Source organism: Shewanella sp. SR44-3, assembly GCF_014163735.1.
Taxonomy (GTDB): Bacteria; Pseudomonadota; Gammaproteobacteria; order Enterobacterales; family Shewanellaceae; genus Shewanella.
Map to the genome: position 1 here is coordinate 32448 of NZ_JACJDV010000012.1, position 19377 is coordinate 51824.

Annotated in this window: 12 protein-coding genes and 1 tRNA gene; 6 read left to right on the forward strand and 7 right to left on the reverse strand. The window is 44.4% G+C overall.

Annotated elements, in window-relative coordinates; all coding sequences use genetic code 11:
* Position 1 precedes the first annotated feature (1 nt).
* Positions 2 to 1522, reverse strand: coding sequence for an aldehyde dehydrogenase family protein (locus H5073_RS08610; RefSeq protein WP_182678911.1), 1521 nt, complete (start codon positions 1520 to 1522; stop codon positions 2 to 4).
* Between the two features lie 230 nt (positions 1523 to 1752).
* Here H5073_RS08610 and H5073_RS08615 point away from each other — a divergent pair, with 230 nt between their 5' ends.
* Positions 1753 to 3609 (forward strand): sigma-54-dependent Fis family transcriptional regulator, encoded by a 1857-nt coding sequence (locus H5073_RS08615; protein ID WP_182678913.1) that lies wholly within the window; start codon positions 1753 to 1755, stop codon positions 3607 to 3609.
* A 113-nt stretch (positions 3610 to 3722) separates the two neighbouring features.
* Here the strand turns inward: H5073_RS08615 and H5073_RS08620 are convergent.
* The 3 genes from H5073_RS08620 to H5073_RS08630 form a co-directional block, all read right to left on the reverse strand.
* A tRNA-Pro gene (locus tag H5073_RS08620) sits at positions 3723 to 3799 on the reverse strand.
* 139 nt (positions 3800 to 3938) lie between these two features.
* Entirely contained in the window at positions 3939 to 5759 is a 1821-nt protein-coding gene (locus H5073_RS08625; RefSeq protein ID WP_182678915.1) for a DUF3413 domain-containing protein, read from the reverse strand.
* A gap of 104 nt (positions 5760 to 5863) precedes the next feature.
* Positions 5864 to 6076 (reverse strand): YejL family protein, encoded by a 213-nt coding sequence (locus tag H5073_RS08630; RefSeq protein WP_182678917.1) that lies wholly within the window; start codon positions 6074 to 6076, stop codon positions 5864 to 5866.
* Positions 6077 to 6152: 76 nt separating this feature from the next.
* Here H5073_RS08630 and yejK point away from each other — a divergent pair, with 76 nt between their 5' ends.
* Positions 6153 to 7178, forward strand: coding sequence for a nucleoid-associated protein YejK (yejK, locus tag H5073_RS08635; protein WP_182678919.1), 1026 nt, complete (start codon positions 6153 to 6155; stop codon positions 7176 to 7178).
* Between the two features lie 345 nt (positions 7179 to 7523).
* On the forward strand, positions 7524 to 8471 hold the full coding sequence (gene corA, locus H5073_RS08640) for a magnesium/cobalt transporter CorA (protein ID WP_182678921.1): 948 nt from the start codon (positions 7524 to 7526) through the stop codon (positions 8469 to 8471).
* 58 nt (positions 8472 to 8529) lie between these two features.
* Here the strand turns inward: corA and H5073_RS08645 are convergent, their stop codons facing one another.
* Positions 8530 to 9810 carry an HD-GYP domain-containing protein gene (locus H5073_RS08645; protein ID WP_182678923.1) on the reverse strand — a complete coding sequence of 427 codons (1281 nt, stop codon included), beginning with the start codon at positions 9808 to 9810 and terminating at the stop codon, positions 8530 to 8532.
* Between the two features lie 132 nt (positions 9811 to 9942).
* Here H5073_RS08645 and H5073_RS08650 point away from each other — a divergent pair, with 132 nt between their 5' ends.
* Entirely contained in the window at positions 9943 to 10635 is a 693-nt protein-coding gene (locus tag H5073_RS08650) for a 2OG-Fe(II) oxygenase (RefSeq protein ID WP_182678924.1), read from the forward strand.
* 90 nt (positions 10636 to 10725) lie between these two features.
* On the opposite strand, the gene H5073_RS08655 is transcribed toward H5073_RS08650, so the two are convergent.
* Positions 10726 to 12042 carry a dicarboxylate/amino acid:cation symporter gene (locus tag H5073_RS08655; RefSeq protein ID WP_182678926.1) on the reverse strand — a complete coding sequence of 439 codons (1317 nt, stop codon included), beginning with the start codon at positions 12040 to 12042 and terminating at the stop codon, positions 10726 to 10728.
* Positions 12043 to 12264: 222 nt separating this feature from the next.
* Between H5073_RS08655 and H5073_RS08660 the strand changes: the two genes are divergently transcribed.
* On the forward strand, positions 12265 to 14721 hold the full coding sequence (locus H5073_RS08660) for a hypothetical protein (protein ID WP_182678928.1): 2457 nt from the start codon (positions 12265 to 12267) through the stop codon (positions 14719 to 14721).
* A gap of 71 nt (positions 14722 to 14792) precedes the next feature.
* On the opposite strand, the gene astB is transcribed toward H5073_RS08660, so the two are convergent.
* Positions 14793 to 16127, reverse strand: a complete 1335-nt coding sequence (astB, locus tag H5073_RS08665) for an N-succinylarginine dihydrolase (RefSeq protein ID WP_182678930.1) — start codon at positions 16125 to 16127, stop codon at positions 14793 to 14795.
* Between the two features lie 326 nt (positions 16128 to 16453).
* Here astB and topA point away from each other — a divergent pair, with 326 nt between their 5' ends.
* On the forward strand, positions 16454 to 19093 hold the full coding sequence (gene topA / locus H5073_RS08670) for a type I DNA topoisomerase (RefSeq protein WP_182678932.1): 2640 nt from the start codon (positions 16454 to 16456) through the stop codon (positions 19091 to 19093).
* Positions 19094 to 19377 lie beyond the last annotated feature (284 nt).

Here is a 19377-nt window from a genome sequence, read left to right on the forward strand (position 1 = left end):
ATTAGAAAAAGCCCAGTGGATTGACATCATAACTGATGAGTAAGTTTTTGGTGTTTTGATAATGGTTGAGCATCATCTTGTGATTCTCGCGGCCAATACCTGACTTTTTATAACCACCAAACGCTGCGTGAGCAGGATAAGCATGGTAGCAATTTATCCATACCCGGCCGGCTTGAATACCTCGTCCCATCCGCTGTGCGCGGTTCATGTCGCGAGTCCATAGCCCTGCGCCTAGACCATATTCAGTGTCGTTGGCAAGTTCCAATGCTTGCGCTTCATCTTTGAAGGTGGTGACGGCGATAACGGGGCCAAAAATTTCTTCTTGGAATATCCGCATCTTGTTATGGCCTTTTAAGATGGTGGGATTAATGTAGAACCCTTGAGACTGACTGCCGCTTTGTTGCAGTAAATCCCCCCCTAATAACACTTGGGCACCTTCATTTTTACCTATTTCTAAGTAACTTAAGATTTTATCAAATTGCTTTTTTGAGGCTTGAGCGCCCACTTGGGTGTCGGTATCCAGCGGATCCCCTTGCTTGATGGTTTTTGCCCTTTGGATGACTTTTTCGATAAATTTATCATAGATGCTTTCTTGCACTAGCACTCTAGATGGGCAAGTACAGACTTCACCTTGGTTGAAAAACGCCAACAGCATGCCTTCGATAGCTTTATCTAAGTAGCTGTCTTCGTGATCGAGTACATCTGCAAAATAGATGTTGGGTGATTTACCGCCAAGTTCAACCGTTGAGGGAATAAGTGAGTCAGCGGCGCACTTGAGCACATGCTGACCAATTGCCGTGGAGCCGGTGAAGGCTAATTTGGCAATGCGTTTGCTGGTGGCTAGGGCTTGGCCTGCTTCAGTGCCATAACCATTGACCACATTTAATACGCCTGCGGGCAATAAATCTTCGATAAGCTCTAGCAGCACTAATATAGATGCGGGAGTTTGCTCAGCAGGTTTTAATACTATGCAGTTACCCGCAGCAAGCGCAGGGGCAATTTTCCATGCCGCCATTAGCAGCGGGAAGTTCCAAGGGATAATTTGCGCAACCACGCCTAATGGCTCAGGAAAGTGATAAGCCACAGTGTTCATATCAAGTTCTGCTGCACTGCCTTCTTGAGCGCGAATGACGCCAGCAAAGTAACGGAAATGATCAACAAACAAAGGCAAGTCGGCATTTAAGGTTTCACGCACTGCTTTGCCGTTTTCCCATGTTTCTGCAACGGCTAAATATTCAATGTTTTGCTCGACTCTGTCGGCAATTTTAAGCAGTAGGTTTGAGCGTTCAGTGACGCTGGTTTTCCCCCAAGTTTCAAAGGCTTTATGGGCAGCATCTAGGGCCAGTTCAATATCACGGCTATCAGAGCGGGGCACTTGGCAGAAAAATTCACCATTAACCGGTGATCCATTATCAAAATACTTGCCGCCAACGGGAGGCTGCCATTTGCCGCCGATAAAGTTATTGTACAGCGGCTTGAAATTCATAATTGCACCTGTGGTGCCTGGTTGTGAATAGATCATAAAAATTCCTTGTTGTTGTGGCTATTTTTATTGTATTGGTCTTGTTAGGATTACAAGGACTAGGCCAAGTAGGTCTTTTGTTTCGGAATAATTTTAATCTACTGATAAATCATGGTTTTAATGTGTTTATCAATAATGACTTGTGTTTGAGCATCTAAATTAAATTTGCTGCTCTGTAGTTACACTGTTCAGTAATGGCACGGATGAGTGTGCCAAAATGGAGCATAAGCATGGCAGCTAAAACACCGTCTTTAGTACAAGATGCATCCCATTGGTTGAGCGATTCTTGGCAGCGCAGCACGTTAGCTGGCCTGCATCAGACCCAGGATCCAGAACATTACAAACTGGATAATGCCAGCCTGCAGCAAAAGCAAGCCAATCATAGTATGCTTATTGGTTTAGTGGAGTCGCAAGCGCTGCCCTTGTTTCATCAGGTGATGGCCCACAGTCAGAGCCGGCTGATTCTGTCTGACAGTGAAGGCTATGTGCTTAAGCATTGGGGCTTGGCAAAATATTCGGATAAGCTGGCGAACATTGCCTTAGATGAAGGGGTGAATTGGCTTGAAGATCATAAGGGCACCAATGCCATCGGCACAGCCCTTAAGGCTAAGCAGCTCGTGTCTGTGATTGGCGATCAGCATTTTTTTGCCAAGCACAGGTTTATGAGTTGCACCGCCAGCCCAATTTTTTCACCCTCGGGGGAATTAATCGCCACACTAGACATTACCAGCGAACAACAAGTTCATAGCCAGCAAACCTTACTCTTGATTTCCAGCCTAGCCCAATTGATTGAAACCGCCTTGTTGTGTCAGCTCCCATATAGCCATTACCGCATTGACTTAGCCGCCCAGCCGCACTTATTTGGCTCCTTGTGGCAAGGTATCGCGGTAGCTGACAGCAAGGGTAAATTACTGGGCTTTAATCCCATGGCGCAGCATTTATTGCAGCACATGAAAGTGGGTGATGATTTGGCTGAGCATATTGGCGATAGCTGGAAACAAGACCGCCACTCTCAGCACCAGATGCTGCACCTAAAAACCCAATCATTAAAAGACCGCGCCCCTTCGGTGACGGTGAATAAGCTTGGGCTTAAATTTAAAGACCCTCAATTAGAGCAAGCTTGGATACAGGCCAATAAAGTCTTGAGCCGGCAGATCCCTTTGCTCATCTGCGGCGAAACTGGGGTTGGCAAAGAGCATTTTGTTAAGCAGCTCCACAGCCAAAGTGATCGTCACGATAAACCCCTAGTGGCGATAAACTGCGCCGCCATTCCTCATGACTTAGTTGAGGCTGAACTGTTTGGCTATCAAGCTGGGGCTTACACTGGGGCTAATCGACATGGGTTTATGGGTAAAATTCGTCAGGCGGATCAGGGGTTTTTATTCCTCGATGAAATAGGCGACATGCCGATGGCGGTGCAAACTCGATTGCTACGGGTATTACAGGAGCGTGAAGTGGTGCCCATTGGCGCAAATCAAGCCATAGCCGTTGATATTCAATTGGTGGCAGCAAGTCATGCCGATTTGCAGGCTAAAGTGGCAAGCGGGGAGTTTAGGCAAGATTTGTACTATCGCTTAAGTGGCTTACAGGTCAATTTACCGCCGCTGCGTGACAGGCAAGATAAAGCGAGGATCATCGATAAACTCCATGTTAAATACTGCACGGATAAGCAAGTCATGTGTGGTGAGCTGCTTGAGTTGTTACTGGGCTATGCATGGCCCGGGAATCTACGCGAGCTTGATAACTTGATGCAGGTGGCCTGCCTGATGTCAGAAGGCTTGCCCATGTTGACCCTACAATCTATGCCTGTGCAGCTGCAAACTCAATTAGTCTCTGAGCGTCAGTCTTCATCAATGATGACGAATAGCAATCATGATGCATCGATACACACTGATGCTTTGTTGCCCCAAGCCAAGTCGCTTTTTTCGCCGCCATTTTCTGCTGGCAAGAGCTTAGCTCAGCAAATTGATGTTGAAGTGATGGCGGCATTATCAGGGTGCAGTGGCAATGTGAGCCAGTGCGCTAAGCACTTGGGAATAAGCCGTAACACGTTATACCGAAAGCTGAGAAAGCTTGGCATGAGGTGATAAACGACTTTTATTCGATGAATTGATAACGAAATAAAGATTGCTGTAAAATCGAGAGACAAAAAAGCCTCGAAATTGACATCAAGTCAACAACGAGGCTTTTTCATTAAATGTGGTCGGGATAACAGGATTTGAACCTGTGATCTCTTGTCCCCCAGACAAGCGCCTTACCGGACTAGGCCATATCCCGAAATGTCATTGAGATAAAGGGGGGCTTCTCAACGAGCAAGCACTTTATCAATTGAGGTGATTGGCTGCAAGCACTTAATGTTATACGCACTATCAACTGCTTAGAATCTGCTCGATAGCTGCAACGTTCTAGGCTACATTTATTGATTATATAAACGTCGCCCTTCACGCATCACTTGAATAAGCTCTGGCGCACTCATTTTTTTGTCTAAGCGCTTAGTAAACTGACTGTTATAGATACGGTATTTACCGTGTCTATCTAGCACAGTGATTTCATTTTTTTGATAGATAGCAAAGATTTGGCTATCACCAATATAAATCCAGCTCTCTTTACTTGGCTCAAGTAGGCCGCGTCCTGCGCTGTAATCTGCCATGGGGTTTTCACAGCCTAGCACTTGGGTCATCAAAGTGGGCACTATGCCGTAATGACTGGTGCGATACTTAACTTTAGCGGCAGGTGAATTTGGCTGGTGAATAATCAAAGGAACCTTGACGCTTGCAGGGGATAAATCCCGTTTAACGGCATCGCTATTGGTATTGAATATTTGCCCATGGGTGCCAGTTATCAGCACTATAGTGTCGTTATCGACTTGCGTCAGTATTTGCTGCAACTGCTTATCAATAAAGTTCAGTGATTGACGATACTGATTAAACAGTACTTTTTCAGCGGCTTTGAGCTCAAACGGTGGCTTGACGGTTTCTATGCCTAAAAAGCCAATGGGGGTATCGTATTCTTTGGGTGCAGTGAGATTGACTAAGGCAAACCAAGGCGCTGTTTGCGCAGAGGGGAGCGCCTTGCTTTGCAGCCATGAGGTTAAGTTTGCAACAGTGGCAAGATCCGCCGCCGCGCCGCCATCAAGGCGTGAACTGGCGTTAAGCTCGAAGCCATCAAACATGCTGTTTATTAACGCATTTTGGCGGATGACTTCTGGCATAAATAACCCTAGTTGGTAACCTGACTTTAACAACTCATCGGTCATCACTGGGCGTTTATTGTGAAATTCTTGGCGGTCGCTGTAGCTAGATTGCAGACCATAAAGCAGTGAAAACATGCCAGTCCTAAACTGATTCCCACCGCTGTAATGTTGACTAAACTCTTGATTCTGTTTTTGGTATCGAGTTAAGAATGGCATGGTTTTGTCATCAATCATGTCGGCTCTTAAGCTGTCTATGCTGATGAGTAATATATTACTCTGGCTCGCAATACTGCATTGTAGCGCTGCAATGGGGTAAGTTAACTTGGCACTGCCAGAGGTGACTTTATCACTTAATAATGGGTCGAGATCTTTTGTGCCTTCAATGCCATGGCTTTCCATAAAGCTGCGGGCAGTGGCTGGGTATGATAGCGGGTAAGCATCATCAAATCGGGTGATATCTGTGATGTCGGCGGCATCGGCCCAGATGTGAGTTAAGTGGCTAGACACAAAACACAAGCCGATAAATAACACAACTTTATGGCCGAACTGTTTTTTCTGAATTTTCTCGATGCGCTTCCAAATAAAGTTCGCCGCGGTTAATTCAATGATCACGATCCCGATAGGGGTCACAATATAAGAGGTTCCATGGAGCAGGGCATTAAGATCGGCCCAGGCTAAATCGAAGGCGAAAGGACTTAGGTGAATGCCGTAGTCATCATAAATAACTGTGTCATACAACAAGATGCACAGGCTTAAACTGGCGACTATGGCCGCTAAACCGCGCAAAATTTTCGAATAAGGCAGCAATAAGGTCACGGGGAACAGGAAAACCAAATAGACAATAAAGGCGAGAAAGCTGAACTGACTTAAGGTATTGACGACTAAATAGCCCCAACCAAGCACGGTTTCTGGGTAGCCAAGGCTGGATAGGTAGCGGGCACCTACTATCATGGCGAGTAAGCCATTAAAGAAGGCGAACCAGTGACCCCAATTGATAAGCCGAGACACCTTGTCACGACTCATTTGCTCTTTACGCTCGCTCATACTAGCTTGTTTTCCTGTCGTTATCTTAGCCAAAGTCTAATGAATGATACTTAAATGAACATCTAAACAATGGCTAAGCAATACGGGCAAAGTGCGGTATTAATCTACTTTACTGATTTTACTAGGGCTTTTGCAAATTGTTCTGCCACAGTCTGGCGAGACTCGCTCGGCACTTTTTTCTCTAAAAGGTGAGTTACGCAGTTGCCTAATACCATTAAGCTTAGGTCTGTCGGGGCTTGATGCTTGCTTAGCACAGCAAGTAACTCACTGATTAATGCTTCAACTTGGGTATTAGTGTATTTTGATTGGATAGCCATAATTAAAAAATGTTCACAATGAAATGAATTAGCGGCATATAATAACGGATTTCCACCAGTATCACTATCAGGGCTTATGAGTATTAATATAGAACAAGCAATTATTCACGAGATTTCTCAGGATAGTCAGGGACAACTGCGTTGTCGTCTCCGTCCTCAACCTTTGTTGAACAGCCAAGCCGTTGAGGCCATGCTGGAGGAATTACATCAAACTTACTCAGGTAAAGCTGGCAAAGGCTTTGGCTTTTTTGGCACCCAAGGTGAAGACGGTGAAGCAAACCCTGCCTTTGCAGATGGCTTAGGCCAATATCGCAGTGGCGATTTGGGTTTTGTCGACTTTACTGGTCTTGCTAGTAAGTTACTCCAAGAAGAGCTGGCTAAATATGATTTCAGCCAAGGTGGTTTCTTGCTGATGTCATGTTACACCAGCATGACGAGTGATTATTTATTTGTGGCATTACTCAGTGCAAAGTCGTCGATGACAGTGCTTGATGATATGGAGCTGTCACAAAATAACCACTTAGATCTCAACAATATTCAGCTTGCGGCGCGTATTGACTTGACTGAATGGCAAGCGGATAAAGATTCTCGTAAATACATTTCGTTTATTCGCGGACGCGCTGGGCGCAAAGTTGCCGATTTCTTTTTAGATTTTATGGGCTGCGTTGAAGGGGTGAACATCAAGGCGCAAAATAAAACCTTGATGCATGCGGTAGAAGATTTTGTCTCTGGCAGTGAACTGACCAAAGACGAGCGTCAGCAATGCCGTGACAAAGTGTTTGATTATTGCAGCGAACGCGCCGGCGTTGGCGCTGATATCGAACTTAAAGATCTTGCCGATGAACTCGCCGATAGTGGCATGGATTCCTTCTATGATTTTGCAAGTTCTGGCACCTATGAGCTCGATGAAGAGTTCCCAGCGGACAAAGCAAGCCTTAGACAACTTAAAAAGTTCTCCGGCACTGGCGGCGGCGTGACCTTAAGTTTTGACGGTGGTCATTTAGGTGAACGGGTAATTTATGATCCAATATCAGACACTATCCTGATAAAAGGCGTGCCCGCTAATTTGAAAGATCAATTAGACAGACGCTTAAAAAGTTAATTAAACATATCATGATGGCACCATCTTGTGATTGTTTAAGCCGGACAAATGCCCTAAGGGGCATTTTTATTTATGATTTATGTAGAGCAGAGTCGATCTTTTAAGGTCGTTTTACTCTTTGTTGAGATGCACTTGGCTAAGTGATAGCGGCTTAGATTACTAGATTGCAATCCAGTCGCTGCGATTAAAATATTTTTATCCTGAACAAAATTCAACCAGAAAAGATCAGCAGGCCCTGGTGCATAATGGGGATTTTTTGCTGTTCATTCCCTATGAATTGAGTAAACTAGCGCCAAAATTGGCCTATATATAGGTTAAACTTCTCTATGACTGCTTGGGGGGCATATGATCACTGCATATAGCTATCAAGAACGACAACTTACGATTACCGAATTGTCGGTAGACCATGTCTTACCCAAGGACATGATTTGGCTTGACCTTTATAAGCCGAATGATGAAGAGCGTGAATGGTTAAGTCATATTTCGGTTGAAGAAGTGCCCGACGAAGATGACATTAACGAAATTGAAGCCTCGGCGCGTTTTTATCAAAATAATGATGGTCTGCACATCAACTCTCTATTCCCTCAACGGGTGGGCCAAGATGTTCGCGGCGTTAACGTGTCATTCAATTTACGTGAAACCTTTTTATTGACCATAAGAGAAGAAGATGTAGGTCTTATTCGCTTGTTGCGTAACTATTTGCGCCTTGGCCGGTTAGAGATCAGTACCCCTCAGGGATTGTTGATTGAATTATTCAATCTCAAAGTCGACTACTTATCTGATTTAATTGAAGATGTCTATACTGTACTGGATAATGTCAGTGAGCGAGTATTTGAAAACGATGAGCTGGACAGGGTATTTAAGCTCATCACATTACAGGAAGATTCCAACGGGAAAATCCGCTTAAGTCTACTGGATACTCAGCGCTCATTGCGTTACATGCAGCGTTATTACCGTGAGCAGCTCAGTGATGCTAACATGAAAGATTTACGTGAAATGCTGTCGGATATTGAATCACTCATGCCCCACAGCCAGTTTATCTTTGATAAATTAAACTTTTTGCTTGATGCTGCCATGGGCTTTAGTGGTTTACAGCAGAATAAAATCATTAAAATCTTCTCAGTTGCAGCAGTGGTGTTTATGCCGCCAACCTTGATAGCCAGTAGTTATGGGATGAACTTTGGCGCCATGCCTGAGCTTGCTTGGCAGTTTGGTTATCCAATGGCCATAGTGATGATGATAGCCAGCGCCGCTGGAACTTATTTATTCTTTAAACGCAAAGGTTGGTTATAAGCCTTGGTTATATTTGAACGGTGACATCAAAGGTTAACCTTTGATGTCACCGTTCAAATTAGCTTTCGTTACCAATAGCGTAGCTTACTTTTTCTCTTGGATTTAAGTATTTAAATATTTTTTCAGGCAAGGCCGCTGGAGGTAAACAGCGTACAATTTTGATGCCTTCTTTTTCTAAATCAATAATCGGCGCTTGATCTTTAGGCACTTGGGGATCGTAAACCATGATCCGCGGGAATAAGATGTTTTTCAAGTTTACCGACATCACTAAGCCAAATTGACCTGATGAGAGTTCAATAATGCACCCCGGTGGATAAATCCCTAAGGTTTTAATCATTTTGCCCACGTACTCTTTATTCAGCTTAGTGCTGTAATTTTTATAAAGATAACTTAAAGCGGCAAAAGGTGTTTTGGCCTTTGACTGTAAGCTGCCGTTACACAGGTTGTCGTACTCATTAACCACAGCGATAAGTTGAGATAAATTATCAAGCTGAGCTGCTTTTAAGCCTTGAGGTGAACCTGAGCCATCAAGATATTCATGGTGATTGGCAATTAAGGGTTTGGCCGCTTCAGGGAAGTTATCAGCTAATTTTAAGAAGTTAATACTCATTAGCGGGTGCTGTTTAATGAAGTTTATTTCAGGAACACTCAAAGGAGTACGTTTATTTAAGATGTTACTGGGAACTTTAAGTTTACCTACATCGTGAAACAATGCGCCTATACCTATAAGTTCTATTTCTTCCCTAGACCAGCCCAAACCCTTGCCCAACAGCATACATAACGTTGAGACATTCAGTGAGTGATAATAAATGCCATCCTCTGGTTTAGCATCACCCATTAAATGCAGCACTAAATTATCTGAATTAAGCAGTAAATCAGTTAAATTATGGATCAGATCTTTGGCATCATTTACGGCATTTAAGGGACGACTGCCAAGTTTTGATACGACAGAGTGCATCATAGCCACAGAACGTTGAAACTGCCTTTCTGTCTTGTTAATCCCCCGGCGTAGCTGCTGTTGCTTATCTATGCTGTCTTGCTTGTGAACTTCCATTTCATTTTTAAGCAGCATCATATCATCTGAGTCGGCTGCTACTGGCATGTCATCGAGGTCGACACTATTCTCTTCAACCGCTTCTGGAGCCAGAGGTTGAACTTCGCTTTTTTCTTGATTGAAAAATACTTCAGTTATACCTAAATGTTTTATTAACTCAATTTGAGCGGCATCTTTAATCTTAAAACTACTGAATAAAAAAGGATGATCTTTCCAAGACACAGGAAGGCTGATGAAAGTGCCTACTTGGAGTTGATCAACTGAAATTTTAAGATTTTTAGTCATAGAACCATTTAATTCATTAGCGGTTGCTAAAAAGTTACAATTATCAACAAATGTGTAATAACAAGGCTTTACATCACCAATGTTACCGTGGCAGCATGTTACCACTCTCCTTAGAAAAAATAATTAAATTATATGGATTTTATTGAAGTCTACCCCAACGCCATGAGTGATGAACTATGCGACCGCTTGATTGAAGCCTTTGAGCGTCACCCTAGTGTTAAGCCTGGGTGCACGGGTAATGGGGTCGATCTTGAGAAAAAAATTAGCCAAGATTTAATGTTAGATTCTCACCCTGAGTTAGATTCATTAAAAAATGAATTGTTAGCCACCACACTCAAACATAGTGTAGCGTATTTTAAGCAGTATTCGTTGGCCTTAATGGGGGCGGTTTCAGTGGCTGTTGCTGATGAAAATGGCCAGTCTGCCACCTTAACACCCACCAACTTTGATATTTTAGGTGAGCCTAGGGCTGAAGCGATTGTTAAGTATCTATTTAGAAGTGGGACTGTAAATATACAGCGTTATCAACAAGGCAAGGGCGGTTACCCCCATTGGCACTCTGAGCAATTTCCTCAAGCTGGACATAATGAGGCATTACACAGAGTGGTGTTGTATATGTTCTATTTAAATGATGTGGTCGAGGGCGGTGAAACCGAGTTCTTCTATCAACAACGTAAAATATCTCCTAAAAAAGGTACCTTAGTGATAGCGCCAGCAGGATTTACTCATAGCCACAGGGGCAATACTCCTCTGAGTGGTGATAAATACATTGCCACCTCTTGGGTGATGTTTAATCGCGCTGAGCAGCTGTATAATTTGTCATAATGATTTTATACATCGCTTGGTATTAGGCATTTGTACTTAACATAAAAAAGACGCCGCGGCGTCTTTTTTATTGTTTAAGAAAAACGCTAATCAGCGGGTTTTCTTAGGGTTAAGCACTTGCTCTTCAAAACTCTTAGCAGCTTTTCCTGCTTGAGAGTCATCAAAAATCCCTTGATTAAACTCACCTTCTGACTTTGCAATGATCACTGTTGCAACTGTGTCACCGGTAACATTGACGGCGGTGCGGAGCATATCTAATAATCTATCGACACCAATAATTAAGGCAATGCCTTCAACCGGTAAACCCACTTGATTAAGCACCATGGCAAGCATAATAAGCCCGACACCAGGAACACCAGCCGTGCCTATTGAGGCTAAGGTTGCCGTGACCACTACAGTCACATAATCCATTAAACTGAGTTCAATACCAAATACTTGAGCGATAAATACAGTCGCTACCCCTTGCATAATGGCTGTGCCATCCATGTTTAAGGTTGCGCCAAGGGGCAAGGTAAAGGAGGCTATTTTATTATCAACCCCCATGCGATGCTCGCTAGTTTCTATAGTCACAGGCAAAGTGGCATTAGAGCTTGCGGTGCTAAAAGCAAACAATTGCACATCACGCATTTTGCGAAGAAACATCAAGGGACTTAAGCCTGAGAAGATTTTTAATAAGCTTGGGTACACTATGAGTGCTTGAATAAATAACACCAGTACCACGAGGAAGAAGTATTTTAATACACTACCAAAGGTTTCTAATCCTAAGGTCAAGCTGAGTTTTGCCATTAATGCAAAGACGCCATAAGGTGCCAGTTGCATAATTAAGGTCACGACTCGCATGATGACTTCGTTGAGGTCGTCAAAAAATGCCGCCACTCTTAATCCACGCTCACCAATATGAGAAATCGCGAAACCAAAAATCACCGCGAATATGATGATCTGCAGCATATTGCCTTCACTTAAGGCTTGCATTGGGTTAGTGGGGACGATGTTAATAATTACTTCAGCCAGACTTGGGGCCTCTTTAACCACGTATTCCATTTGGCTTGATGCTAATGAGGCATTACCTGGGTGAACTAAAATCGCCGCAGTGATGGCAATGGTTAACGCAATCGCAGTGGTAAATAAATAAAACGCTATGGTTTTACCCCCTAAACGCCCCAATTTTGATGGGTCGCTTAATGAACAGGTGCCGCAAACCAGTGATATAAATACCAGTGGTACCACGAGCATTTTTAAACTGGCAATAAAAATGGTACCGACTACGTGTAAAAAACCATCAGTGATGTAGTCTTGCACCCATTCAGCGCTAGGAAAGAGGTTACGTAATAATAGACCAATAATGATCCCCGCTCCCATACCGATCAATATTTTACTTGTTAGCCCAAGTTTGTTGATTTTTATCACTCTGAATCCTTTTTTAATTATGATTTTTCAGTCATGCCTTTAGCTTAGTGAAGCCTAGCAGGAAACCTTATTTGATGAAATGCACAATAAAGCTAAACTTCTGATATTTATTCAAGATAAATACAGAAGTTGTCGAAAAGTTACATGAAATTTGTGCAATGTTAACCTATATATAATGAAGTATCATTTTTGAATATAAAAATACAATAGGGAGCCTGACCAATGAAGTCAGCTTATAAAGTTTATCTAGCACTATTGTTCTTGTGTTTATTTTCAGCTTGCGGCGGTGGAGGTAGCATTACAGATTCAGGTAATGGCGGAGTAACAACTCCCGCTGTAACCAGTGTGACATTAACGTCCAGTATTGATGAAGTGACCGCCACAGCACCAAGCATAATTACTGCGACGGTTACTGACACAGTGAAAGGGCCTTTAGCTGGGGAGTTTATTACTTTTACATTAAAAGATCCGCTATCAGGCACCTTTGATCCAGTATCAGGCACAGCGCGCACCAATGCTCAAGGTATAGCGACCGTCAAACTTGCTACAGCCAATAAAGCTGGCGCCAGTTTAGTGACCGCAAGCCTTGAGACTGGTGAGTCAGGCACGGTTGCTGTCAGTATGAAAGGTGATGGCGGCCAAGCCGCTGGTGGTGCACAAGTGGGATTAGTGTTAACAAATACCACAGGCCAAGCACTTCAATCAATTACCACCCTAACCCCAGGAAAATTAACCGCGACAGTTAACGGTTTAAGCAAGCCCGCGATTGTCACTTTTGCCAGTCCCATAGGTGATTTACCGATAAAAACTGCGGTGACAGATGCTGATGGTAAAGCCAGTGTGGATATTTATGCAGGCAGCTCTTTAGGGGCGGGGGAAGCAACAGCGTCATTGTCAACGGGTGAAATTGGTAAAGTGATTGTCGTGGTGGGGGCCACGAATGTGGTTATGGGCAGCGGCACACCTTTTGTATCGGGTAGAGCATCTGTGAGTGTCGAAGATTTAACTGCTGGCGGTACAGCAACTATTTCGGTGCTTATTCAAGATGACAAAGGCAATGCTTATACGCAGCCAGTCGATGTCAATTTCTCATCTACCTGCGCCACCAAAAATCCTGCGCAAGCGGCGATTAGCTCACCAGTGTCATCGGTTAATGGTGTTGCCACGACCACTTATCTTGCTCAGGGCTGTGTCGGTGCTGACCAAATCAACGTTACCGCTAATGCCGGCGGCATCAGCCTTTCTGCTAGTGGTACTTTAAATGTTCTTCAAGCCAGTGTTGGCAGTATTGTATTTCTTTCTGCACAACCTCAAAATATCAGTATTTTAGGTACTGGCGGCACTGAATCGTCAGTGGTTAAATTTAAGGTGTTAGATAAAAACAGTAATGTAGTCAGTAATCAAAGTGTGAGCTTTTCCCTTAATACCACAGTGGGCGGGATAAGCTTAGATCCCGTTGTTGCAACGACCAATAGTGAAGGGGTTGTGCAGACAGTGGTTCGCACCGGCACAGTCGCCACCTCTGTACGCGTAACCGGTGTGGTGGATGGCTCGTCACCGCTGATTTCAAGTCAATCCAGTCAGTTGATTGTTTCGACTGGTATTCCTGATCAAGACAGTTTCTCTCTTTCTGCTGAGTTTTTAAATGCCGAAGGCTGGGATCAGGAAAATACTGTGGTTAAAGTCACGGCTCGTCTCGCTGATGCCTTTAATAACCCAGTCCCCAATGGTACCACTGTGTCTTTTACCACTGAAGGCGGTGCTATTGAGGATGCCTGCCAAACAGTGAACGGCGCCTGTAGCGTCAATTGGACCAGTCAGCAACCCAGACCAGAAGGTGAAGTGATCATAGATGGTACGGGGGCCATGATACGTAACCCAAGTGCAGTACTCAGCTACGACGCTTCAGTGGGGCGTTATGGCAATATTTATGGTCAACGTTACGGCGGTCGAGCAACGATTACAGCAACCGCCATTGGTGAAGAATCTTTCCCTGATCTTAATGGTAACGGCCGCTTCGATGCCTCTGAATTAAACGCCTTTTTGACCGAAAAAGACGTCAGTGGTAAATCCTTTGATTTAGCCGATGCCTTTACTGATTACAATGAAGATGGCCTGTTTAATCCCCAGCAAACCGGCGGGCAAATAGGCGGTAATTTAGAGGAGTTGGTGGATTTTAATACTAATGGGGTATTTGATGCCGCAGACAGTAAATATAATGGTGTGCTTTGTTCCTCGACTTTTCATGCAGGCTGTGCTGACGGGGTTAGTGATTCTCAGTCATTGTATGTTAGAGCGAGCCTAGTCATGGTGATGTCAGGCAGTACAGCTTATGCCACAAGGGGCAGTGATATATTGATCTCTGATCATACGGGTATACATTCTGGCGGCAGCATAACCATCTTAGGTAAAGGTGCAGCTTCGGTATTGTTTACGATTTCAGATTTACATAATCAACAGATGCCAGCAGGGTCTAAAGTCAGGTTTAAAACCAGTGCAGGTTCGGTTGTTAGTTCAACTGAGCTAATTTGGCCAAGTTCAAATTATAATGGTGGCCGTGAGTTCAGTGCGACCCTCAAAGGGGAAGATGAGCCAAATTCTGGGGTCTTTATTGTTGAAGTTGAGGCACCAAATGGCTTAGTGACTCAAGTTGTATCCATAGGTGTAAGTATTATTTAATACGCTATGATAGAAAACAATAAGGGCGCCGATTGGCGCCCTTATTGTTTTCATTATTCACTTAGTTTGAGTTATTTCTGGAATTGATACACGCTGCCAAGCTTTAATATTTGGGTTAGTTCATCGAGCGCCGTGCGTGATTCAACAATCAACTGAGGATCGGCTAAATCTTTTACCGATAAGCTGTCGCGGTAATGTTTCTCAACCCAAGTATTCAAACGGCCGAAGAGGGCATCATTCATTAAGGTGTCTTGATTCACGGCGGCTAGCTCTTGATCGTTTAGCGCCACTCTAAGACGCAAGCACGCAGGACCGCCGCCATTTTGCATGCTTTGCTTAACGTCAAAATAGCGCACTTGTTTAATCGGGGTGCCTAAGGTCACAAGCTCATTAAGGTAGGCAAATACCGCTGGGTTTTCTTGGCAATCCGTTGGCGCAATGATGGTCATCTCGCCATTTGGCAAGGTGATGATTTGGGTGTTGAATAAATAACTTCTTACTGCATCGTCGATGGATACTTGTGAGGTGGCCACTTTCACGAAATGCATGTCGGTATTCATTTTTCGGCGAATTTCGTCAAATTTGGCATCGGTATTTAAAAAGGCTTGCTCGTGATAGAACAGTACATTCTGGTTACCTACTGAAATCACGTCGTTATGGAACACACCTTGATCGATAACATCAGGGTTTTGTTGCATAAACACTGTGCTTTCATCTTCTAGCTGATGCAAGCGTGCTATGGCTTGTGAGGCCTCCAAAGTTTGACGTGCTGGGTATTTTTTCGGCTTAGGGGCATTAGGGTTAGTGGCCTCTTGTCCATAAACAAATAATTCAACCCCAGAATGACCGTATTCACTGCATAAACGCGTGTGGTTTGCCGCGCCTTCATCACCAAAATGAGCATGCTCTGGTAAGTGAGTGTGATGTTGGAAGTGGTGCGGGTCTTTAAACGTCGAGCGTAAAATATTGGCCGTGGTGATGGGTTCTATGCTGCGGTGCAGTTTGTCGACCAAGTTTGCTGGGGTGAAATGAACTTTGCCATCACGGGTATCGGCGCTTGGTGACACTGTGGCTGCATTGGCTGTCCACATGCTTGAGGCACTGCAACAGGCGTTAAGTAATGCAGGAGCCTGCTTAGCCGCTTTTTGGATAACTTCAGCATCAGAGCCTGAAAAACCAATTCGACGTAATGTGTAAAGGTCAGGGCGCTCTTGTGGGGCCAATACGCCTTGAACCATGCCTAAGTCTGCTAAAGCCTTGGCTTTTTGTAGTCCTTGTTTGGCTGCTGCTTTTGGGTTTGCCGTTTGCGCCGCGTTATTATAGGAGGCGACGTTGCCAAAGGATAAGCCTGCGTAGTTATGAGTCGGGCCGACGAGACCATCGAAATTAGCTTCAAAGTGCTTCATTATCTATCCTATTAAAGAGGGCGTTGGTTATTATTAATTTTTGTCATTTGCCTGCCAGTATACCTGTGCTTTTCAAGGGCACAAGTGAGACCTAATAAGGCAATAAAGGGCAAAAGTGATTAAAAATGCAAGAGTTTGCTTAAGGGCTGTCTAATAATGAGATTTTAGCCTAATAAAACGCAAGAATATTTTTTGATTTATTTATATTGCTCAAAAAATGGCTAATAGAGCACTTAAAAGCGGTATTAACTTGAAACTATCGCCGCAACACTCTATATATGGAAACAATTTTCTATCTGTTTGAGACTTTTGGCGCAAATAAAACTATGGGTAAATCGCTAGTTATTGTCGAATCGCCGGCCAAGGCCAAGACTATTAATAAATATCTTGGTAAAGAATTCATCGTAAAGTCCAGTGTGGGTCACATACGTGATCTACCGACTTCATCCACCTCTGACGGCAGTGCCAGCACCAAAACGGCTGCAGAAGTCAGAAAGATGTCACCTGAAGATAAAGCCGCATACAAGCTTATTCGTGATAAGCAGGCGTTAGTTTCCCGTATGGGCATCAACCCAGAAAAAGGCTGGGCGGCAAAGTACCAAATATTGCCGGGCAAAGAAAAAGTGGTGAAAGAGCTTAAGGCATTAGCCGAGTCCGCTGACCAAATATATCTCGCAACCGATTTGGACCGTGAAGGGGAAGCCATCGCCTGGCATTTACAGGAGATCATAGGTGGTGATGCTTCGCGGTATCAACGAGTTGTGTTTAATGAGATCACCAAGAGTGCTATCCAAGATGCCTTTAGTCAGCCGTCAAGCTTAGATACCAATATGGTTAATGCTCAGCAGGCGCGTCGATTCCTCGACCGTGTTGTGGGCTTTATGGTGTCACCACTGTTGTGGAAAAAAGTGGCCCGTGGTCTATCTGCCGGCCGAGTGCAGTCGGTTGCCGTGCGTTTAGTGGTTGAAAGAGAAAGTGAAATCAAAGCATTTGTGCCAGAAGAGTTTTGGGATATCAATGCCGAGCTTAATACTGCCACCAACCAAGCCCTTAAAATGCAAGTGGCTAAGTACCTAGGCGATAACTTTAATCCCGTCAATAAAGCCCAAGCTGAGCAGGCGGTTGAGCAATTAACCAACGCCAGTTACTCAGTGAGTGCCAGGGAAGACAAAGCCACTTCAAGCAAACCTTCAGCGCCTTACATTACTTCAACCCTGCAACAAGCGGCCAGTACTCGCTTGGGCTTTGGGGTGAAAAAGACCATGATGATGGCGCAGCGTCTATATGAAGCTGGCCACATTACCTATATGCGTACTGATTCGACCAACTTGAGTCAGGAAGCGGTGGACAATGTCCGTGAGATGATTGCCGCAGACTTTGGCACTAAGTACCTTCCTACTGATCCCATTCGCTATGGCAGCAAAGAAGGTGCTCAAGAAGCTCACGAAGCTATACGTCCATCAAACGTACAGGTGCAATCTGCGAGCTTAACCGACATGGAGCGTGATGCTCAGCGTCTGTACGAGCTTATCTGGCGTCAATTTGTGGCCTGTCAGATGACACCTGCTCAATACGATGCAACGCGCCTCACGGTTAAAGCTGGTGATTATGAGCTTAAAGCCAGCGGCCGCACTTTGCGATTCGATGGTTGGACTCGTGCTCAGCCGCCTATGGGTAAGAAGAATGAAGAAGACAACACCTTACCTCATGTGGATAAGGGCGAGTCACTGACATTGACAACTTTAGCGCCTAAACAGCACTTTACTAAGCCGCCAGCTCGTTATGGTGAAGCCTCATTGGTAAAAGAGCTTGAAAAGCGCGGCATTGGTCGTCCATCTACTTATGCAACGATTATTTCAACCATTCAAGACCGTGGTTACGTAAAAGTCGAAAACCGCCGTTTCTTTGCCGAGAAAATGGGTGAAATTGTCAGTGACCGTTTAGTCGGCAGCTTTAAAGAGCTGATGAGCTACGATTTCACCGCTAGCATGGAGCAAACTTTAGATGATGTTGCTCAAGGTAAGCAGGAATGGAAAAACGTCCTAGATGGTTTCTACGGTGACTTTACTAAGCAACTAGAAAAAGCAGAGCTTGACCCTGAAGAGGGCGGCATGCACCTCAATCAAATGGTGCTCACCGATGCGATTAGTTGCCCAACCTGTGAACGTCCTATGGGCATTCGTACCGGTACTACAGGGGTGTTCTTAGGCTGCTCAGGTTATGCTTTACCGCCAAAAGAGCGCTGTAAGACTACGATGAACTTAACCCCGGGGGAAGAGGCTGTCAGCGATGCTGAAGATGCTGAAACCGATGCGCTGCGTGCTAAACATCGTTGTGGCAAATGTGGCACAGCCATGGACAGTTACTTAATTGATGAAAAACGTAAGCTGCATGTTTGCGGTAACAATCCAAGCTGTGACGGTTACGAAGTCGAAGCGGGTCAATTTAAGATTAAAGGCTATGAAGGTCCATTAATTGAATGCGATCGCTGCGGTAACGACATGGAGCTAAAAAACGGCCGTTTTGGTAAATATTTTGGCTGTACCAACAGTGAGTGTAAAAATACCCGTAAACTGCTAAGAAGTGGTGAAGCTGCGCCGCCTAAAGAAGATCCTATCTTCTTACCTGAGCTTAAATGCACCAAGTCCGATGCTCATTTTGTGTTACGTGATGGCGCAGCCGGCATCTTTATGGCTGCCAGCACTTTCCCTAAATCTCGGGAAACGCGGGCGCCATTAGTGGAGGAGTTGGTTAAGTATCGCGAGCAGCTATGGCCTAAGTATCAGTATCTTGCCGATGCACCGGTTGAAGATGATGACGGCAATAAAGCCGCGGTGAAGTTTAGCCGCAAGACCAAAGAGCAATACGTGGCCACAGAAGTGGACGGTAAAGCAACCGGTTGGACTGCTAAATATCACGGCGGCAAATGGTTGGTTGAACAAACCAAGAAAAAAGCCAAGAGCTAAATTAAGCTTCCCTATTAAAACGCTACTTAATGTAGCGTTTTTTTTAAGGTATTTTTTAAGAGTAATAAACTGAAAATACATACTTTAGTTTACAAGTACGCGGTCAATTACACTTTTGGCTAGTGGCTAAAATAGTCTTTAGTTGTTAATTTGTCTGGTAAGCTCTGTTTTGGAAAGATGAGGCTACAAACTTGCCTTTAAGCAGAGTGAGATGGGTCGGGCTGTCATATAAAGCCGCTATCTTAATGCTTTGCCGCTTATGCACCTAACAACTGATCCTTCTT